Origin of the sequence: Lactiplantibacillus sp. B652, assembly GCF_023806745.1 — a bacterium.
Taxonomy (GTDB): Bacteria; Bacillota; Bacilli; order Lactobacillales; family Lactobacillaceae; genus Lactiplantibacillus; species Lactiplantibacillus pentosus.
The window spans coordinates 206392-224687 of sequence record NZ_JAMSKY010000005.1 but is presented as its reverse complement, the minus strand read 5'-3'; the positions used below and the strand labels follow the sequence as shown (position 1 = coordinate 224687).

At 46.5% G+C, this 18296-nt stretch carries 14 protein-coding genes; 10 read left to right on the top strand and 4 right to left on the bottom strand.

Annotated features, from left to right (window positions below; genetic code table 11):
* The first annotated feature begins 313 nt into the window (after positions 1-313).
* Positions 314-1375, top strand: a complete 1062-nt coding sequence (locus MZO40_RS08570; RefSeq protein ID WP_003639329.1) for an aspartate-semialdehyde dehydrogenase — start codon at positions 314-316, stop codon at positions 1373-1375.
* A 200-nt stretch (positions 1376-1575) separates the two neighbouring features.
* Entirely contained in the window at positions 1576-2169 is a 594-nt protein-coding gene (locus MZO40_RS08565; RefSeq protein ID WP_105961701.1) for a type IV toxin-antitoxin system AbiEi family antitoxin domain-containing protein, read from the top strand.
* A gap of 275 nt (positions 2170-2444) precedes the next feature.
* Here the strand turns inward: MZO40_RS08565 and MZO40_RS08560 are convergent, their stop codons facing one another.
* Positions 2445-3680 carry an MFS transporter gene (locus MZO40_RS08560; protein ID WP_105961700.1) on the bottom strand — a complete coding sequence of 412 codons (1236 nt, stop codon included), beginning with the start codon at positions 3678-3680 and terminating at the stop codon, positions 2445-2447.
* 596 nt (positions 3681-4276) lie between these two features.
* On the opposite strand from MZO40_RS08560, the gene MZO40_RS08555 reads away from it, so the two are divergent.
* The 8 genes from MZO40_RS08555 to MZO40_RS08520 all read left to right on the top strand — a co-directional run bounded on the left by MZO40_RS08555 (position 4277) and on the right by MZO40_RS08520 (position 14767).
* Entirely contained in the window at positions 4277-5575 is a 1299-nt protein-coding gene (locus MZO40_RS08555) for an iron reductase (RefSeq protein ID WP_105961699.1), read from the top strand.
* 101 nt (positions 5576-5676) lie between these two features.
* Positions 5677-6594 carry an esterase family protein gene (locus MZO40_RS08550; RefSeq protein ID WP_181186582.1) on the top strand — a complete coding sequence of 306 codons (918 nt, stop codon included), beginning with the start codon at positions 5677-5679 and terminating at the stop codon, positions 6592-6594.
* A 154-nt stretch (positions 6595-6748) separates the two neighbouring features.
* Complete coding sequence (locus MZO40_RS08545) at positions 6749-7414, top strand: flavodoxin (RefSeq protein ID WP_056952731.1); 666 nt, start codon at positions 6749-6751, stop codon at positions 7412-7414.
* Positions 7415-7960: 546 nt separating this feature from the next.
* Entirely contained in the window at positions 7961-9700 is a 1740-nt protein-coding gene (locus MZO40_RS08540) for an ABC transporter ATP-binding protein (protein WP_252133222.1), read from the top strand.
* Positions 9687-11468, top strand: a complete 1782-nt coding sequence (locus MZO40_RS08535; protein WP_105961696.1) for an ABC transporter ATP-binding protein — start codon at positions 9687-9689, stop codon at positions 11466-11468. Before MZO40_RS08540 ends, MZO40_RS08535 begins: the two co-directional genes overlap by 14 nt.
* A 1366-nt stretch (positions 11469-12834) precedes the next feature.
* Complete coding sequence (locus tag MZO40_RS08530) at positions 12835-13338, top strand: polyketide cyclase (RefSeq protein WP_088770977.1); 504 nt, start codon at positions 12835-12837, stop codon at positions 13336-13338.
* A 47-nt stretch (positions 13339-13385) separates the two neighbouring features.
* Entirely contained in the window at positions 13386-14213 is an 828-nt protein-coding gene (locus MZO40_RS08525) for an SDR family NAD(P)-dependent oxidoreductase (protein ID WP_105961695.1), read from the top strand.
* Between the two features lie 44 nt (positions 14214-14257).
* Positions 14258-14767, top strand: coding sequence for a MerR family transcriptional regulator (locus tag MZO40_RS08520; RefSeq protein ID WP_105961694.1), 510 nt, complete (start codon positions 14258-14260; stop codon positions 14765-14767).
* 239 nt (positions 14768-15006) lie between these two features.
* Here the strand turns inward: MZO40_RS08520 and MZO40_RS08515 are convergent, their stop codons facing one another.
* From MZO40_RS08515 to MZO40_RS08505, 3 genes are all read right to left on the bottom strand, one after another.
* A complete protein-coding gene (locus tag MZO40_RS08515; RefSeq protein ID WP_252133221.1) occupies positions 15007-15354 on the bottom strand; it encodes a DUF1801 domain-containing protein in 348 nt (115 codons plus the stop codon).
* A 15-nt stretch (positions 15355-15369) separates the two neighbouring features.
* Positions 15370-16278, bottom strand: coding sequence for a magnesium transporter CorA family protein (locus MZO40_RS08510; RefSeq protein WP_050339515.1), 909 nt, complete (start codon positions 16276-16278; stop codon positions 15370-15372).
* An 83-nt stretch (positions 16279-16361) separates the two neighbouring features.
* A complete protein-coding gene (locus tag MZO40_RS08505) occupies positions 16362-17525 on the bottom strand; it encodes a VanZ family protein (protein WP_252133220.1) in 1164 nt (387 codons plus the stop codon).
* Positions 17526-18296: the final 771 nt, after the last annotated feature.

Sequence of the window (18296 nt, the reverse complement as noted above, 5' to 3'; positions counted from 1 at the left end):
TTGATTCGGTCCCACTGAGCATCTTCCAGTTCGTATCGTTTAGGTGTTGTCATCGGAATGCCTCGATTCGTTTTTCCTCAGATTATACCTGAATTTTTAGTTTTCAGACAGTCCCTAGTGAAACTAACTGGCCGGTATTTGCGTTATATCGTCATTGGGAACGCTACCTACAAGAATTAGTTAGTCCGGTCACTAATGGTGATGCCGCTGCAATTAACCAAGTAACTGCGCCGGTTCGTAAACTCATTGTTTTCTAATTTTTACAAACGTGCTATAATGAGGTTTCAATAACTATCAAAGCGAGGTCTTCATAGTGAGTGGATATAACGTCGCGATTGTCGGTGCAACCGGTGCAGTTGGCGCGCGGATGATCAAAATGGTGGAACAGACGAGTTTACCTGTCAATTCAGTTAAACTTTTGGCATCAAGTCGTTCAGCCGGGAAACAATTACAGTTCAATGGTCAAGCCTTAACTGTCGAAGAGACCGTCCCTGAATCATTCGAAGGAATCGATTTAGCCCTCTTCTCAGCGGGTGGCTCAGTATCTAAGAAATTTGCCCCTGAAGCAGTCAAACGGGGTGCCGTAGTTGTTGACAATACGAGTGCCTTCCGGATGGATCCTAAGATTCCATTGGTTGTTCCTGAAGTTAACCCTGAAGCATTGAAGCTTCATCATGGAATCGTGGCTAACCCGAACTGCTCAACCATCCAAATGGTCGTTGCTTTGGAACCAGTGCGTCAAGCATTTGGACTGAAGCGGGTCATCGTTTCAACTTACCAAGCCGTTGGTGGTGCCGGTAACCGGGCCTTGAAGGAATTGCATGATGAAACCGAAGCCTACTTAAAAGGTGAAGAGATGGAAGCCCATATCTTACCTGTTGCGGGCGACAAGAAGCATTATCCGATTGCCTTCAACGCGTTACCACAAATTGACGTGTTTGAAGAAGATGGCTACACCCATGAAGAATGGAAGATGATCCATGAAACCAAAAAGATCATGTGTGGCGGCGACATGGACAGTAAAGATATCAAAGTAACTGCAACTTGTGTGCGGATTCCAGTGCCAGTTAGTCACTCCGAATCAGTTTACTTCGAAGTTGAAGATCCTAAAGCAACCGTCAAGGGCATTCAAGATGCTTTGGCAGCTGCACCAGGGGTGGTCTTACAAGATGACCCTGATCATCAAATCTATCCACAAGCACATAATGCGGAAGGTTCCAAGGACACGTTTGTCGGCCGGGTTCGTCCTGACCAAGAAACCCCACAAGCTTTCCATATGTGGAACGTTTCTGACAACCTCTTAAAAGGGGCTGCCTGGAACTCAGTTCAGATTGCGGAAACGATGGATAAGATGGGCTTATTGCACGTGCAATAGTCTCAGATGAGTCATGACTTGATTGGCTCGAATTATAAAACGACTTCTCAATTAAGATTGGGAGGTCGTTTTTAGGTACGATTGATTTTGTTGGAGAATGTCGAGTATTTACATCTCCAGCTTGTGGGCGCATAATTGTTCCATTTACACATTAGTTTGTGGTAAAGTAATGTGTAAATGGAACATTTGGGGGTGAGTGCATGACTTTATATAACCAGGCAAAAGTCTTATTGCGTAAATACAACGGAACATTCACAAGACGTCAGGCAATCTCAGAAGGAATTGTGGCGCCATTATTAAGCCGAATGGTTGAACAGGAATTAATTGAACGAGTTGGGCCAGGAATATACGCAGACCCGATGTCGTTTGAAGACGAGTTTTTAATCGCACAACTACGCTTGAGTAGAGGCATCTTTTGCAAAGAAACGGCGTTGTATCTGTATAATATGACTGATCGAACGCCCAATTTTATGGAAATGACTTTTCCAAAAGGATATAAGTCAAATTATTTTGATGAATTAAGAATTAAACCGTATCGGCAAATTGATGCGCTTTACGGTATGGGAATTACAACTATCGAAACGCCTTATGGCAATCAGGTCCGAGTCTATGATATTGAGCGGACTTTGTGTGACATTATTCGGCCACCGCATGTTGCTCAGGATGAAGTTGTTCGTCAAGCAATGCAAGGATATGTACAACGACCTGAAAAGGATCTCAATCGATTAATGAAATATGCGAAAAGCTTAAAAGTTGATGCGAAAATCAAGACTTACATGAGTGTATTAGGATGAAAAATAGGTTTACGGCTCCCATACAGACGAAGCTAGCTGTGACGCGGCGACTTCCTCAAGGTACCGGTTATTGAGCGTGGTGCGGCAGTTTACAGAAAAAACAAGTCTCACTATCAATCACCACTGACCTTCTCCCAAACGATGCTAAATCAGTTCCAAAACGACGGTCCAAACCAGGCGTACATTGTATGCCAAGTTTGAACCGTCGTTTTTGATTATTCAGATGCGTGAAGTAAAAAATCGTGTCAGCTGTTTTCGGCTCCCAGCCACCTTCCTTAACTAGCGAGATCATCCGCTTGCGGCTGCTTGACGAATAGCGCGCCGATGCCGATTAGCAGAAAGCAGATGCCGGTGAGATAAGCTGCGTTGGGGGCAACGACGTTATAGAGTAAGACCAGGCCGATACTGCCAAGTGGCACGGCAATCGTGACGAGTGAGCTCAACGCCCCCGTTACCGTACCAATCATCGTTTGGTCAGTGGTGGCAATGATTTGTGCCGTCAGTTTAGGATTCAACTGTCCCAGGCAAAAGGCGGAGAAACACATCCCAGCAAGTAAGAGCCAATAATTCTGGCCCACGATAAAATTAATGAACAGCACTAAAACCGTAGCCGTCGTGGTGACCATGATGGTTCTGTAGGATAAATGATCCAGAAATTGAGACTTGGCGAGACTACCGATGACCGAACCAGCAATGAAGCCGATATTGACCAGCAAAATTTCAATACTGAATGGCAAGGCCGTCAGATGCGGATGGTTGAGAATGAATAAGTTGATCAGCGCGTCGATGCTGGCCGCCACCCCGTTTACGATGATAACCGAGGTCAGCAGGCTAATAATATTCATCCCAGAGGAGTGTTGCAGAATCGTGATGACCTGGTGACGCAGATCTGAGGCGCGTCGTTTTTGCGGGTGGGCGGAAATTCGGACGTCAATCGTCCGGTGACCAATCATCAAAATGCCGGCAGCGACTAAGAATGTCAGGGCATTGATATAGCCTGCGAGCGCGTAGTCATGCGTTGCGGCAATGATGGTGATTCCCAGCGACTGTCCAACTGGCTGTAGTAGGGTAGTCACACTTTGATTTAACCCTAATACTTGCTGGCGACGCTCATCCGGAATTTTTTCTTTCAGAATTGGCAGGCGGAGACTCGAACTGTAGATGCCCAGGCAATCTGAGACGATGTTAATGAGAACCACGACCAGAAATAAAATGAAGGTTCGGCGGGTAATGATTAAGCCGAGCAACACGTAAAGCGCGGCCTGAACGAACTTCGCCCCGATGAGAAACCGACTCTTGTTCAGAGAGTAGTCTGCGAACCGGCCGATGATGACTGCCAACATGCCAGGGACAATCGACCCCAGTGAGACGATTGAGACCAGGGCAGTTGGATGTTGGAAGCTTTTGGCATAGGTCAGTAAGATGATGTTGAAAATACTGATGCCGAGCGTCTCTGCCAGGTTAGCGCCGGTGATGGTGAGATTGGCCTTGTTCGTGATGAGATTTTTCATATATGTATCAGCGTCCTTTTGAAATGTGATTTCAGCATATTACCGATGGTGAAGCGAATTAGAAAATTTGACTAAATTGCCTAGGTGAAAATCGGAACTAGATTAGTGTGACCTGGTGTACTGGAAAAGATGGGTTGATTAATTATAATACAGTTATAATTAATCGTCTATTTTTAATTCTAATCTAATTTTTCGATTTGAATTGATCTTCTGATTTTGAGTGGAAGTGTAGGAGATCTACTTGCAGTGCCAATGAATAGGGCTAAGGCTCACTGAGAGCACGGCAAGTCAAATCAGAAAATAAAGTATGTTGCTTGCAAAACAAAATAAGTAGCATTCATTGTCTGACAAATCGTCTGTCAGCTGTCGAAAATAAAAAATTAGACTTGCCTTGGAGTTCACATCAAGGTATATCGTTAGACACATTATTTGTCTCAGTTACGATGGCTCATGCATCGTAATGACTGCGTGTCAATGTAAGAATGCAGCATCAGATCTGACTTAAGTGAGACTTAATTTGCTTATGACGAGGTGATTATCATTTCCATTGATATGGTGCTGCTAACACAATGGCCGCAATGATTGGAGGAAAATTGATGCTCAAACGATACCCTGTTGCACTGTATGCGGTCTGGCTAGTTATTTTAATTGTCATTCCGCTTCCGCTGATATGGTCACTTGATGTGCAACTGTTAGATACTAGTCGAAATTTATTAATTTATGATGCAGGAGCAGTCGCCTATACGTGGTGGTTAACGATTGTTGCATTGTCTGTTCGACCGCGTTGGCTAGACCGACTTATTGGACTGCCGGCGATGTATTTTGTTCATGGCCTGGTCGGAGTACTCGCACTAATTCTAGCAACAGTTCATGTTCAGCTTGCATTTACGATGCATGATATTATTCGCATCACGGGTAGGTGGGCATGGTATTTGGCTATTTTTGGCATTCTATACGCAATGTTTTTCATGTCGGGGTGGATTGTCGATCGATTAGTGCCAGTACAGCGACTCAAGAATAAGCTGCAATTTTTCTTTAAGCATCAGTTATCGGTATGGATTCACCGGTTGAATTTCGTGATGATTGGTTTGATTTGGCTTCATGTTCACGTTATTCCGCGCGTTAATGCCTTGCATCCATTTATCCTGATATTTGATTTATATACTGTGGTGGCACTAGGCCTATACGCTTGGTACAAGTTCGTCGCTTCCGCTTCAGAAAGTCGCAAGGGAAAACTGATTGCAAATCAAATGATTAATGCTCGTGTTCGTCAGTTGACGGTTGAATTAACAGGGGCAGTCAACATGTTTCGTCCAGGTGATTTTTACTTTCTGAGTTTTCCTGCTGTCAGAGGGCTGAGCAAAGAAGCCCATCCGTTCTCTGTGACTACCGTGCCTAATAAAGCCCACACAGTTGTTTTTACCATCCAAACAAGCGGTGATTTTACGGAGAACTTAGGCTTAGCTTCTCCAGGTGACCCGGTTCGCCTTGAGGGGCCATTTGGTCGCTTTGACAAAATCCTTTCTCACGATGCCCCTCAGCAGCCGCTAATTCTGTATGGTATGGGAACCGGATTAGCCCCATTACTTAGTTTAGCCGACGCCTATGCTTCGGTACGCCCAGTTCATTTATTGTGGACCGTGCGTCCGGGAGATGCGCAAATATTTGATCAACAATTCGAGACGTTATTGGCTCGTCATCCCCAAATAAAATTGAATTGGCACGTTCATCGATTTGAGCCCAAGGACCTTCAGAGGCTGCTATCTAAGAAAGAAATTCAGTCTGGACGATTTGTGGTTGTTGGAAATGCCAGTGGCGTGTTACAGATTGAAAAAACATTTGTTGCGTTGGGTGTGGGTCGAAGCCGGCTAACAGATGAACGATTGACGATGTAGCCCGTATTGATCTGAATGGATGGGAGTGAACCTTAATGCGTATCCGCTTATTTCAAGTCATAGTCGTACTCATTATTTTGATTGGAGGAGGCGTTTGCTACATGAGATATACCCAGCAAGCTCAGTTTGAAAAACAGTCGGTTAATAAAGGTCATACACTGGCACAATCTGAAAAACGAATGGTTGTACCACCCAAGCGATATTTGCAACAAGCCTCTCGTGATCAACGCGGTTCAGTGAAAAAAGTGACTTATCAGACGACACAACAACATGTTCAGTATTCGAAGCAGGCACTCGTTTACTTGCCGGCAGATTATCGACAGGATCGTCAAAAGCCATACGATGTCTTATATCTTATGCACGGTTGGAACATGTCCGCTTCGGATTTTTTAGGCGAAACTGGTACCAATCAAATGACAAGATGGAAATTGATGATTGATCACGCGATTGCTGAAAAGCGAATTAAGCCACTCATAGTTGTGGCGCCGACCTATTATCAGGACCGGACAAGGATAACATCGGATTGGGACGATGACCTCCCGTTGAATCGGCGATTTGCGACGCAGGAATTAACCAACGACCTGATGCCAGTGATTGCCAGTCAGTTTCATACTTATGCGACTGGCACACAGCCATCACAATTGCAACAAGCCCGCAATCATCAAGCATTTGCCGGCTTTTCAATGGGAAGTGCAACGACGTGGTTTGTTTTTCAATATGATTTGAAATTTTTTAGATACTTTATGCCGATGTCAGGGCCAAATGCCAGTGATGCTGCAGTCATGGCTAAGTCTGTGAAGTCAGCAGGGCTTAATCAAGATGATTTCTTTATTGCGGCCTCAGTTGGTGGTGCAGATAGTACCAAGTATGCGATGAAGCCCGCAATTAAATCGTTGTGGCGGCAGTCAGTTTTTACAAAAGATAATTTATGGTACCGTGAAGACCAGCATGGTGGGCACGATGAACAATCTTTTACGAATCAATCGTATAACGCTTTGCCTTTGCTGTTTAAACAATAGCGGGGGTGGGCGCTAGGAATGAAACAATTCTATACTGATTCGATTTTCGCCAGTTGATAGCGGAAATCGAATAAAATGGTTGCCTTTGTCTGGAGGCTAACCTGTAAAATCTGGATCAAGTCAATTGCTTATGGTTAGGAAGGAGTTACAAGTTATGAGGAAAAGAATTGTTGTTTTTGTCATTGCAATCGTAGCCGTAGTCGCTGTGCTAGTCGGTTATAATGTCTTTCAGCGGACGCAATCAAAAGATTCTGCTAGGATATCGCAGGTGTCCCGGACTAATCAGGGAAAATCAAAACAAAGGCCCAAAAAGAATGGAAAAGTTTTAATTGTCTATTTTTCGCGGAAAAAAGGCGTTTCGGATGGACCATTGAAAATCGGACATACTAAGGTGGTTGCTGATTTTATCCAGCAGCGAACTGGTGCGGATGAATATGAAATCAAGGCTGCCAATCCATATCCAAAATCTTTTAAGGCCACTGCAGATCGTGCACAGCAGGAACAAACCGATGATGCACGTCCGAAAATCAAAAACAAATTACCGAATGTCAAAAAATACGATACTGTGTTTCTCGGTGCACCAGTGTGGTGGAGCGAGTATCCAATGATTGTCCGCACATTTATGGATGCTGTGGATCTCAACGGTAAAAACGTTGTGCCGTTCACAACTCATAAAGGCTCTGGGATGGGGAGTGCACAAAATCAAGTTGAGAAGCAATATCCAGATGCTAATGTGTTGGAAGGAATTGGTATTGAAGGTGAACAGGCTGAAAATTCTCAGAAAGAAGTTGACCAATGGCTCAGTAAGATAGGCTATTAGGTGGCTCTTTGCACTCAGCAAGGATGAATCACAAAACGATTGAGCGTTCAAAAAATGGTATGTGGAAATTCTGGAAATAATCACGGTTTTAGACGTAGATTGCCGGCTTAAATCTGTCAACCACATTCCGACCATTGCCAAGAATGCCTGGAAGCCGGTGTAGGTGGGCTTGCTTATCACTGCGCATTTACGGTCACTTATCTTCCTAAGCCGGTTGTTTTTGAACTTAGAAACTGACGCTCTTCAAACATCTATAATGCTAATAATAACCAGAACAACGCGTGGTTTGATGTTTATTAGCATTGTGTGAGACCTCAATTGATAAAACATCTCAAACTGTTCACGAAATCTTCACAAAATTAGCGCGTTTAAAAAGCGATTGCACCGCAACTCAACGGTAATGCAATCGTTTCCGAGGCCAATGGTTGCCGAGCGCACACTTTTAGCCTAAGATAGTAACGTAATAATTTAAAATGTGTCACGGAATCCGAATCCTAATTAGGCGTCGGGCATCCGTGACCCTTTTTTTCGAGGAAGTGATGGTTTGTGTTCCACATTGTGATGCAACATATCCACGGTCGCGCGCGCTGGGCGTTTTTCTTAGCACCGCTGATCATGTTGGGGGAAGTCTTTTGCGACTTGCAACAACCAACCTTGATGTCAGAAATCATTGACCAAGGCTTATCGAAGGGGGACTTGAATTTTGTCATCAGTCACGCGGGATTGATGCTCCTATTCGCCGTCCTGGGTTTGATTTTTGGCGGTGCGTGTGGGGCACTCGGTAGCTACGCTTCATTAAAAATGGGGGAAGCACTGCGGAGTCATCTGTTGACGGTGGCCTTAAACGACCGTCAAGCGGGCTCCTTACCACCCGCCACACTGATTACGCGGATTACAAACGATGTGACCCAGATGCAGAATTTAGTCATGATGGTCACGCGGGGGTTAGTTCGTTCACCAATGCTATTGATCGGTGGGGTCGTCATGTCGATTATCGTATGTCCAGACTTAGCCCCAATTTTGTTCGTGGTCATGCCGATTCTGGTGGTATTTTTGTTGGTCATCGTGCGCTTGAGCGTGCCTAAGTATACGGCGATGCAACAGTCCGTTGATCATATCAACCAAATCATGCGTGAAAATCTGCAAGGAGCCAAGACTATCAAATCGTACGTTCTGGAAGACCATCAACACGCTGATTTCACGACCAGCAACCAACATCTCCAACAGACCAGTCAAACTGCGGCGATGGCAACGGTACTCTTATCACCAGTCATTCAGTTGATGCTGAATCTTGGGGTGGTCGTTGCGCTCGGCTATGGCGGACAATTGGCAATCAGCAATACGATCAGTAATGGCCAAATTATAGCGTTCGTCAACTACATGATTCAAATCACGAGTGCCATGATTCAGACGGTCAACATCATCACAGCGTTCTCACGGGCGATTACCAGTGCGACGCGGGTTCAGGCAGTGCTAGATATGGCTGCCTTTCAGGTTGCACCTGCCCAAGTGGCCGCAGTGGCTGATGTGAAACCGCATGGCAGCCAAATCGAATTCGACCAGGTGTCTTTTGGCTATCAACAGAGTCGGCCGATTTTGGACCATGTCTCGTTTACCGTCCCAGATGGCCAGTGGTTAGGTGTTATTGGCGCAACGGGGGCCGGAAAAAGTACGTTGATCAACTTATTGACGCGTTGTTTTGATGATTACCACGGCACGATCAAAATCGGCGGGGTGGATATCCAGCAGATGGCGCTCTCGACTGTACACGCCGCCGTGGCTGTCGCGCTCCAGGACTCATTACTGTTCTCAGGCACCGTCCGTAGTAATCTGACTTATGGCCGCCCTGATGCCACGGATGCCGAGTTAACCAATGCGACGGCGATTGCGGATGCGCAACCATTTATCGCACAATTGCCGGCTAAGTATGACGCGCCGGTTGAGCAGGCTGGTAAAAACTTTTCTGGTGGCCAACGGCAGCGACTGAATCTTGCACGGGCAATTGTCCCAACGACTGACATTTTAGTTCTAGACGATGCCACCAGTGCGGTTGACCAGACGACCAACGCGGCCATCAAGTCCCGGTTGCGTGAACAACGAGCGGACAAGACAACCCTGATTATTTCGCAGCGGGTCACCAATGTTATCGACTGTGATCAGATTCTCGTGCTCAATAATGGCCGTTTGGAAGCCATTGGCACGCACGCCGAACTGATGCAGCAGTCGCCATTTTATCGGCAATTAGTCACGACCCAGTTAGGAGGTGCGCCAGATGCAAATGCATAGACGCGGACCACGAAACATTCATCCAGAAAAAGTCCAGTTGACTAACTGGCGTGCAACGTTGACGCGGATGTGGCAGTATCTAGCCGCCTTCAAGGGCCGGTTGTTCCTGGTCTTCCTCTTCACGATTGTGACCACCGCAGCCACGATTATTGGTAACCGGGTCAATGGGATCGTGATCGACCAATATATTAGTAAAAATCGTCTACGCGCCCTCATGTTGGTTTGTGCTGGCTTGATCGCCATGTACCTGATCAGCAGTGTCTTTACTTACTTTCAAAATTCCGTGATTATTAAGGTCGCGCAACGAACGAGTGCCCAGATTCGGCAAGATGTGTTTACCAATCTGCAACGGTTACCGATGCGCTACTTTGACCGTCACGATAATGGGGACGTGATGAGTCGGCTGACCAATGATGTTGATAACATCAATACGGCCTTGATGGAAACGTTCGTGCAACTCTTTACTGGGATTATCAGTGTGATTGGGATGGGCATCGCGATGCTGATTTTATCGCCGCTCTTGACGCTGATTGCGCTGTTGAGTACGGTCGCCACCTATTTCTTCTCAAAAGGAATCGCCAAGTTGACCCAACGAGCGTTCATGACCCAGCAACAAGCCTTAGGGTCGCTGAACACCCAAATCGAGGAGTCGGTTTCTGGCAAACAACTCGTGCAACTCTTTGACCATACTGAAGCGACTATGCAGACGTTTGACCAAGTTAACGCGACTTATACCCGTGCCGCATTTCGTGCCCAGGCTTTGTCGTCAGTCATTGGGCCGTTCAACAACATGACCAATAATATCGCCTACTTATTGATTACTGCGATTGGCGCTTTATCGATTATTGGCGGCTATGGACACATCACGGTCGGCATCATTTTCACGTTTCTGATTTATTTACGGAATTTTACGGGTCCAATCAACAACGTGCTGAACTTGATTAACACTTTGCAATTATCACTGGCAAGTGCCGAGCGGGTCTTCGAATTGATTGATGAACCGCAAGAACAGGATCGACCTGGTGCCGTGGCATTACCACAGGCAACCGGTCACGTGACGTTTGACCACGTTTCATTCGCTTATGATGAACGCCCGATTTTGAAGGATGTTAACTTGGTCGCTAACCCAGGCGAAGTCGTCGCCTTAGTTGGGCCGACTGGCGCTGGTAAAACGACGATCATGAACCTGTTAACGAATCTGTACCCCTTAAAAGCGGGGCGGGTCTTGCTAGATGGGCAAGACGTTACGACGATTCGCCGCGCAGATTTGCGTCGCCAGGTTACCGTCGTACAACAGGAGTCGTTCTTATTCACGATGTCGATTCGCGAAAACATTCGTCTGGGACGTCCTGACGCGAGTGACGCTGAAGTCGTACAGGCGGCCCAGCGTGCCCACGCCGACCCGTTTATTCGCCAACTGCCGGATGGCTACGAGACGATCCTCAGTGAAAACGCGAGTCAGCTCTCACAAGGCCAACGCCAACTCCTCAGTATTGCACGAGCCTTCATCACGGAAGCACCCGTCCTGGTACTGGATGAAGCGACGGCGTCCATTGATAGCCAGACCGAAGCGGACGTACAGGCGGCAATGGCTGCACTGATGCGTGATAAGACCAGCTTCGTGATTGCCCACCGCTTATCCACGATTCAATCGGCCGACCAGATTTTAGTCATTAATGATGGTCGCGTCATTGAACGGGGCACGCACCAACAACTCCTGGCCGCAAAGGGGTTCTATGCACAGCTGTATCAGAGTCAGTTCGAGTAATACCTGCTTAAAATAGAACGCGTCATACCAGCACTCGTTATGGGCGGTGCACCGGTATGACGCGTTTACTGGTAATGACGCATTGTGCTAGTTATTCTTTAGCATTAAAGATGATTAAAACGTGCCAGTTTGGATTACTGTTCGTCAGCGTTGTTCGTCCTAGTCCGACTTCCGGGGCCGGCTGACAACGCTGGAACAGGGCGGACATCGATTTGAACTCACGCAGAAACCCGCTGCGCAATTTCAAATACGAGTCTTCTTCTAGCCCGGGAACCCCACCCGGACAAGAAGAATTTCGCCCTTGAGCATTGTCAGCCAGCCCCTCCAGTCGGGAAGCCGCTCGAATGGCAGATGAACGGCCACCTATCTTGGTGCAACTGGCCACTGAATATTATGCGACTGGTACTTCAGGAATACTTTTCTGAATCGTTATCGATGGTGAGTTATAGCATTTTTTTACTGAGGCGCTTGTCTAAGTGTTATTCGCTAATTTCCATTCTTTGAACATCCGGGACTCTTTTCATTTCAGGCAGCTAAAAAGGATGCGACCCTTGTTCTGTAATATTACTGACTCCGAAAGCAAAACATGAGTATGCTGACTTAGCGATTGTTAGAAACAAGTCTTACAGTTAAATACCAAAATAACTGGTTTCTAAGAATCAACGAACAGTTCACCAAAAAAGTTGGGTCCACACATGTCCGCCTTTCGAATACCATCCAGGCCGGAAGGTGTTTCTGACAATGCTCAGCGGCTCTTAGAGTGTGAGGTTCAGACGGGTTGGGACTGAGGATTAGCCTAGCTAGAGCGTTAAGCGGCGAACTTCCGCTTGGCGTTCTGGCGTAGCTAACCGGAAGTCCCAGTCTGACCCGAACACGTTTCATCCATACTGCAACTAACGTGGAAGACCAGTATTTAAGACGCGGGCTTTCGGCTTAAATCTGTGTCCATCGCGTTCCAGCGTTGTCAGAAATGCCTGGAAGCCGGACTAGGAAGCATCCACCACAGCAAGTTTACGGTAACTCGCACTGTTTCCAGCGGGTTTTCAGCTGGCAGCTTTTGAACTTGGAAAACAGCTTGATTCAATCATGATTCATGACAAATAAACAAGCATGATACACAGAATGGGTGTTAAGAAATCGTTAAGCTAGTCTCAATTCGCAAACATTATCCTTGTCCTGGAGTCAGCTCCAGCATATAAGCTTGGTTTATTCAAAGTTAATCAGACGTGTTCAAAAGGCGACCTGACAGCCTGAACGGCGCTGTTGACTTGAGAATTTGGCGTGCTGGTCGGCGATTGTCGATTCAGATCAACGATACATGACCGACGCGCCCAACTAAATACTTAATCAAGTGGAGGAATTGCAGATGCAATCAATTAATTGGTCAACTGAATATTTACCAGGTCATACGGATAATTTTGTTTCAAATGAGGTCATTGCGGATGGCATTACCCTGGATGCGGTCTGGGAGAACCTCGTGGATACGGCAAAATGGACCACATACTATGACAACGCCGCCAATATCGTTTTGGACGACCAGACTAGTTCCAAGTTGAAGTTTGCAGAACATTTTCGTTTTGATACGTTTGGCTTTCCAATCGATGCACAAGTGATGGAATTAGTTGAACCAACGGATGGTAAGACGGCCCGGCTGGCTTGGCATGGCTGGCAAAATGGCGATGCCGACACGCAGTTTGATGTTTATCACGCCTTTTTAATTGAAAAATTGGCTGATGGTCGGATTCGGTTACTGACCCAGGAATCACAGATTGGTAAACCAGCGCAAGATTTGGCCGCACAAACGCCTAATCCAATGTTAAATGGGCATCAAAGCTGGTTGGATGGATTAGTCCGCGCTGCTAAGAAATAAGGTATTAATTGTCCGTTAATGAAATCAGAATAGGAGTGTTTAGTAAAATGGCAAAAACATGGTTTATTACAGGAACATCGAGTGGTTTTGGTAAGGAACTCGCAACCGTTGTGGCTAAAAATCAGGATACTAACTTAGTTGCGGCTGCGCGTCACTTAGAAGATTTGGCTTATTTGGATGAATTCGATGCAGCGCGCATTGAAAAAGTCATCATCGATGTGACCGATGAAGCGCAGATCAAAGCGGGCGTTGCTAAAGCGCTCGAACGGTTTGAAACCATAGACGTGTTAGTCAACAATGCCGGCTTGGGTTATTTTGCGACGATTGAGGAAAGTGATATGGACCAGTTTCGCTATATGTTCGATGTCAACGTGATTGGATTAGCGAATATGACGAAAGCCGTATTGCCAACGATGCGTGCCCAACGCGCTGGCGTTATCATCAACTTATCGTCAGCATTAGCCCTGACAACCTTACCGACGATGGGGTATTACAGTGCCACGAAGTATGCCGTTGAAGGTTACAGTGATACGTTACGTCAAGAAGTTGCTGATTTGGGCATCAAGGTGATGGCGGTCGAACCGAGTGGTGCGCGGACGCAGTGGTCTGGACGTTCCTCACGAAAAGTGGTGCCAGCGATCAAGGATTATGCGGCATTTAGTGATTCGGTTGCCAACGTATCCGATTCGGTAACGCAAGCGCCTGGTGACCCCAAGCGTATCGCCCAAGTGATTTTTGACCAAGCCAATGCCAGTGAGATTCCAGCACACTTGCCATTGGGCGACTTTGCTTATCATGGTGGCTTGCAGAATCTGGAAGGCTTAGTGTCCGAAATCAAGTCACGCGAGGACCTTTCATTGTCAACGGATGACTAGTCACGGTACACTAGTTGGAAAACGAATTGGGAGGAGTGGACGAGATGGCTTATTCAATTGGACAAGTTGCAGATCAATTAGGGGTGTCGATCGATACCATTCGGTACTATGACAAATCGGGATTATTACCCTTTGTCCAGCGGAACTCGATTGGTCGGCGAATTTTTACCGACAACGACGTACACCTGATGCGGACGATTGTTTGTCTAAAAAACGCTGGGGTGCCGGTTGCGGAGATCGCCACCTTCATTGAACTGCGACTAAAGGGTGACGAAACCTTGTCGGATCGCTATCAGCTATTGAAGACGCACGAACAAGCGTTGCAGCAACAGATTACTGATTTACAAGATACGATGAGTTACCTGAAGTTCAAGGAATGGTACTATCAGACTGCAACGGAAGCGGGGCATGAAGACATACACTTTGTCCCCGGTACGAATGAAGTGCAGCCCGATTTAGATCAAGAATATGACCGACATCTGAAAGCGACTGGTCAGCTTGAGGAACTCGCCCGTTTTGCCAACGTCAAGGACTACCGGTTACGGCGCCGGTAATTCGCTGAAAATGAGAAATTAACTAAAAACGCGCCAGCTCTATTTTTGAGCGGCGCGTTTTTGCGGTTTAATGATGCTGTTTGAGTGACATCACGTTATGGTGACAAATTCGGTTTGTTTAAAAACGGACCATCTCGATTAAATGGCAGAGTCACTGTCAAACGAGCTCAAGCTGGCTTGTTTGACCGCGATAATAACGAGATGAGGAGTTGTTGCGCTTTAGGCCAGCGAAAGAAAACTCAAGCAATCAACTGTAACACTTGTTGGACTAACGCTGTCGGTACCGGTTGTGTCAGCGGCAGGTTCAGGCGCTTTTGCCCGGTTGGATAACCAGCGGCCTTAGCTGCGGCTAGCGTGGCTTCATCCAAATCAGCGGAAATACTTAGACTGACATGGGCTTTGTAGGCAGCGATGCTCACATATTGCTTATCACGTTGATAGAATGGCAAGTTCCATTTGATTTTCGCTTCAAAATCTGGCAGCTCAGTGGTAATGAGCTGCACGAGGGTGGTCAGAATCGGTTGGGCCGCTTCGGCCGCCTGATTGATGTAGGCGGTTGTATCAGTCACTTTAGGACGAATTGGCATAACTTAAAGGCTCCTTTATTTGCGAAATGAGTTCCGGCGCAACAACCAAATAGTGAGGGCGCACAGGGCCACGGCAATGACCACGGTGATTTCCCAGCCAAACGGATTCTTCATGAATGGCAGGTCGACGTTTTGTCCGAAAAAGCCGAAGACAATGTTGGGCATCGTTAAGACAATCGAGAAAATCGTTAGGACCCACATCGTGTTGTTCAAGCTATTATCGAGAATGTTCGAGTAGGCATTGGACACCCGGCCGATGATGTCTGAAGCGATATTGGCCATTTCTAGCCCTTGTTGTGCTTCGACGATAATATCATCGAGTCGCTCTAACTGGGCAGCCGAGAATTTGACGGGCACAAACCGTTTCAGCGATTGTAACATGTCGTTATTGCTCTTGAGGGACGTGAGAAAATAAACTAAAGTCGTTTCTAAGTCCATCAGTTGAATAATGACCGAACGTTGAATCTGCTTTTTCATTTTTAATTGAATGTCCTGCCGTTGCTTGTTGATTTTATTGATGGCCGAAAAGTACTGCCGTGAGAGTTTGTACAAGACGTTAAAAATATGGTCGTACGGATGCAACACGTCTTCCCAGTCGGCGTCGATTTCGTCGGCTAACATGTCTTCAACAAAAATGGTATTGTCGGTCGTGAAAGTCAGTAGCGTGTGGTCAATCAACATGAAGCTGACCTGGGCGGTGTAAGTCCCTTCCTCGGCGTCTTCTGTGACCACGTCAAAAATAATCGTCGTGATGGCGCTCTTGGCGTCATATTCCAACCGGCCACGTTCGTGTTGGTCGGTTGCGTAACCTAACATTTCGTCGGTAACGTGTTCGTCAGTCACGAGTTGGTGATAGTCGTTTTCAGTATAATTATTAACAGCGACCCAGCGAAAATCGTCGCTTAGTTCATGGACTTTTATCATTGTTTTTACTTCCAGCATTTTGATATATCTTCAATTTAACATGAGTTGCGAGCCAACGCAAAAGAAGTTTCAATGAGACCGTCTTAATGGACAGTTGTTCGACTTAACTTTTCACACCATAACTGATGACTGCGACTGAAGAGTGCTAGCAATAAGTCATAACTGACGACCAGTAAAATGACTGACACGAGGACTAGGTAGACATCTAACCGGTTGAGCGTCGCACTCGGAACGTTGCCCAAACGATTGAACAGCCACAAATCTAAGAACAGGAGCGGCAATCCAATCAAGTAGAGACCACCGTAATGGATCAGCAGTTGCCAGAGACTGGCACGTTTGCCATCCGTGGTCACGATTTGGCTGTCGAGTAGTCGTCCGCCCAGCGTCTTACCTTGCCAACACCAGGCGGGCAGGAGGAAGAACAGGACGATATCGACCACGTATAACCAGCGAAAATCATGTGGCAATGGCCAATTGAAATGTTTGACTAGGACGAAGTAGACGGTATCAAAAGCCGCAATTGCGAGCCAGTCGATCACTAGTGCACCGATTCGGCGCCAATTGATGGGATGTTCTTGCCAGCGAAGGCGGGTGCTGTGGTCGCGGTTACGCCACTGATTTGGAATCAGGTGTAAGCACCAAGCCCCAACGATGCCACCGAGGGTATTCATCATTAAGTCATCGACGTCAAACATGCGGTATGCCCGCGAATAATAGCCATAGAGTCCAGTTAACTGAGTCGTTTCAAAGAATAGCGAGATGGCGAAACTCGTCAGCGTAATCAACCAGAGTGGCCAACGATGGCGCCATTTTAAGTAAGCGCCAATCGGCATAAATAAGAGAATGTTGAAGAATGGTTGGAAGAACGTATCGGATTTAAACGCCGCTAACCACGTACTGGGGTCTCCGAGTTCAAACGGCGTGAGTGCTTTCAACTGTGAGAGAAAATAGAAAGGTTGTAAATTATAGGTCGCAGTTGTCAGGCTCGCCACGGATGAACGGGTCGGTAGTGGCAGAATAATGAGCAAGTAAGCCGCAGCCAAATACCAAATAAATGAATAAGTACTGATCAGGTTACGTTCACTCAAGGTTTGTCGGGTCCGCAGTTGGACGGTCAGAATAATCATGGCTAGTAACAGCGTCATGATGGGTAGCGCTAAAATAACGATATGCACGGGTTCCAGCAACGTACTGACAATATGACTGGAAAGTGCAAGTTGATAAAGCTTGGTGATAAGTTCGTTCATGGCTGGTCCCCCCTTTGGATTCACGTGGTCTTTAACTAATGTTGACTATATCATGGTATAAAGAAATTGTGACGTTTAATATAAATAAATTAGTAAATTGTTAGACTTTCGCGTTTTCTCCGCACTAACGCTGATTGAAATACGACAGTTCTTAAGTTCAAAAGCAGCCAGCTGAGGACCGCTGGAAACAGTGCGAGTTGGCGTAAACTTGCAGCGAATCTTCGTCCTAGTCCGACCTCCGGGGCTGGCTGACAACGCTGGAACAGGGCGGACATCGATTTGAACTCACGCAGAAACCCGCTGCGCAATTTCAAATACGAGTCTTCTTCTAGCCCGGGAAATTCACCCGGACAAGAAGAATTTCGCCCTTGAGCATTGTCCGGCAGTCCGGACAGTCGGGAACCCGCTCGAATGGCGGATGAACGACCACCTATCTGGGTGCAAGTGATCACTGGATATTAGGTACGCGGTCCTTCAGGCAAACTTTTAATGTGGAACCGATGATGCCTTAGGGGATTTGGGTGCTGAGAAGATCACACGAATATCGTTCACTATTCTCAATGTCACAAATTTGATACTGTTTTTGAATTTAGTCGTTGAAATAATCTTCGTTCAAAATTCCAAATTTTGTCATCCCAGGCGATTAGACAAAATCTGTACAACCTTCAGTAATGCTGAAGGTTCGCAGAATTGAAATACAGCAAGATTGCCTCGAAGATTGCCAGTCTTACAGCAGAATGCCAACATGGCGTGTACAAAATATCAACGACC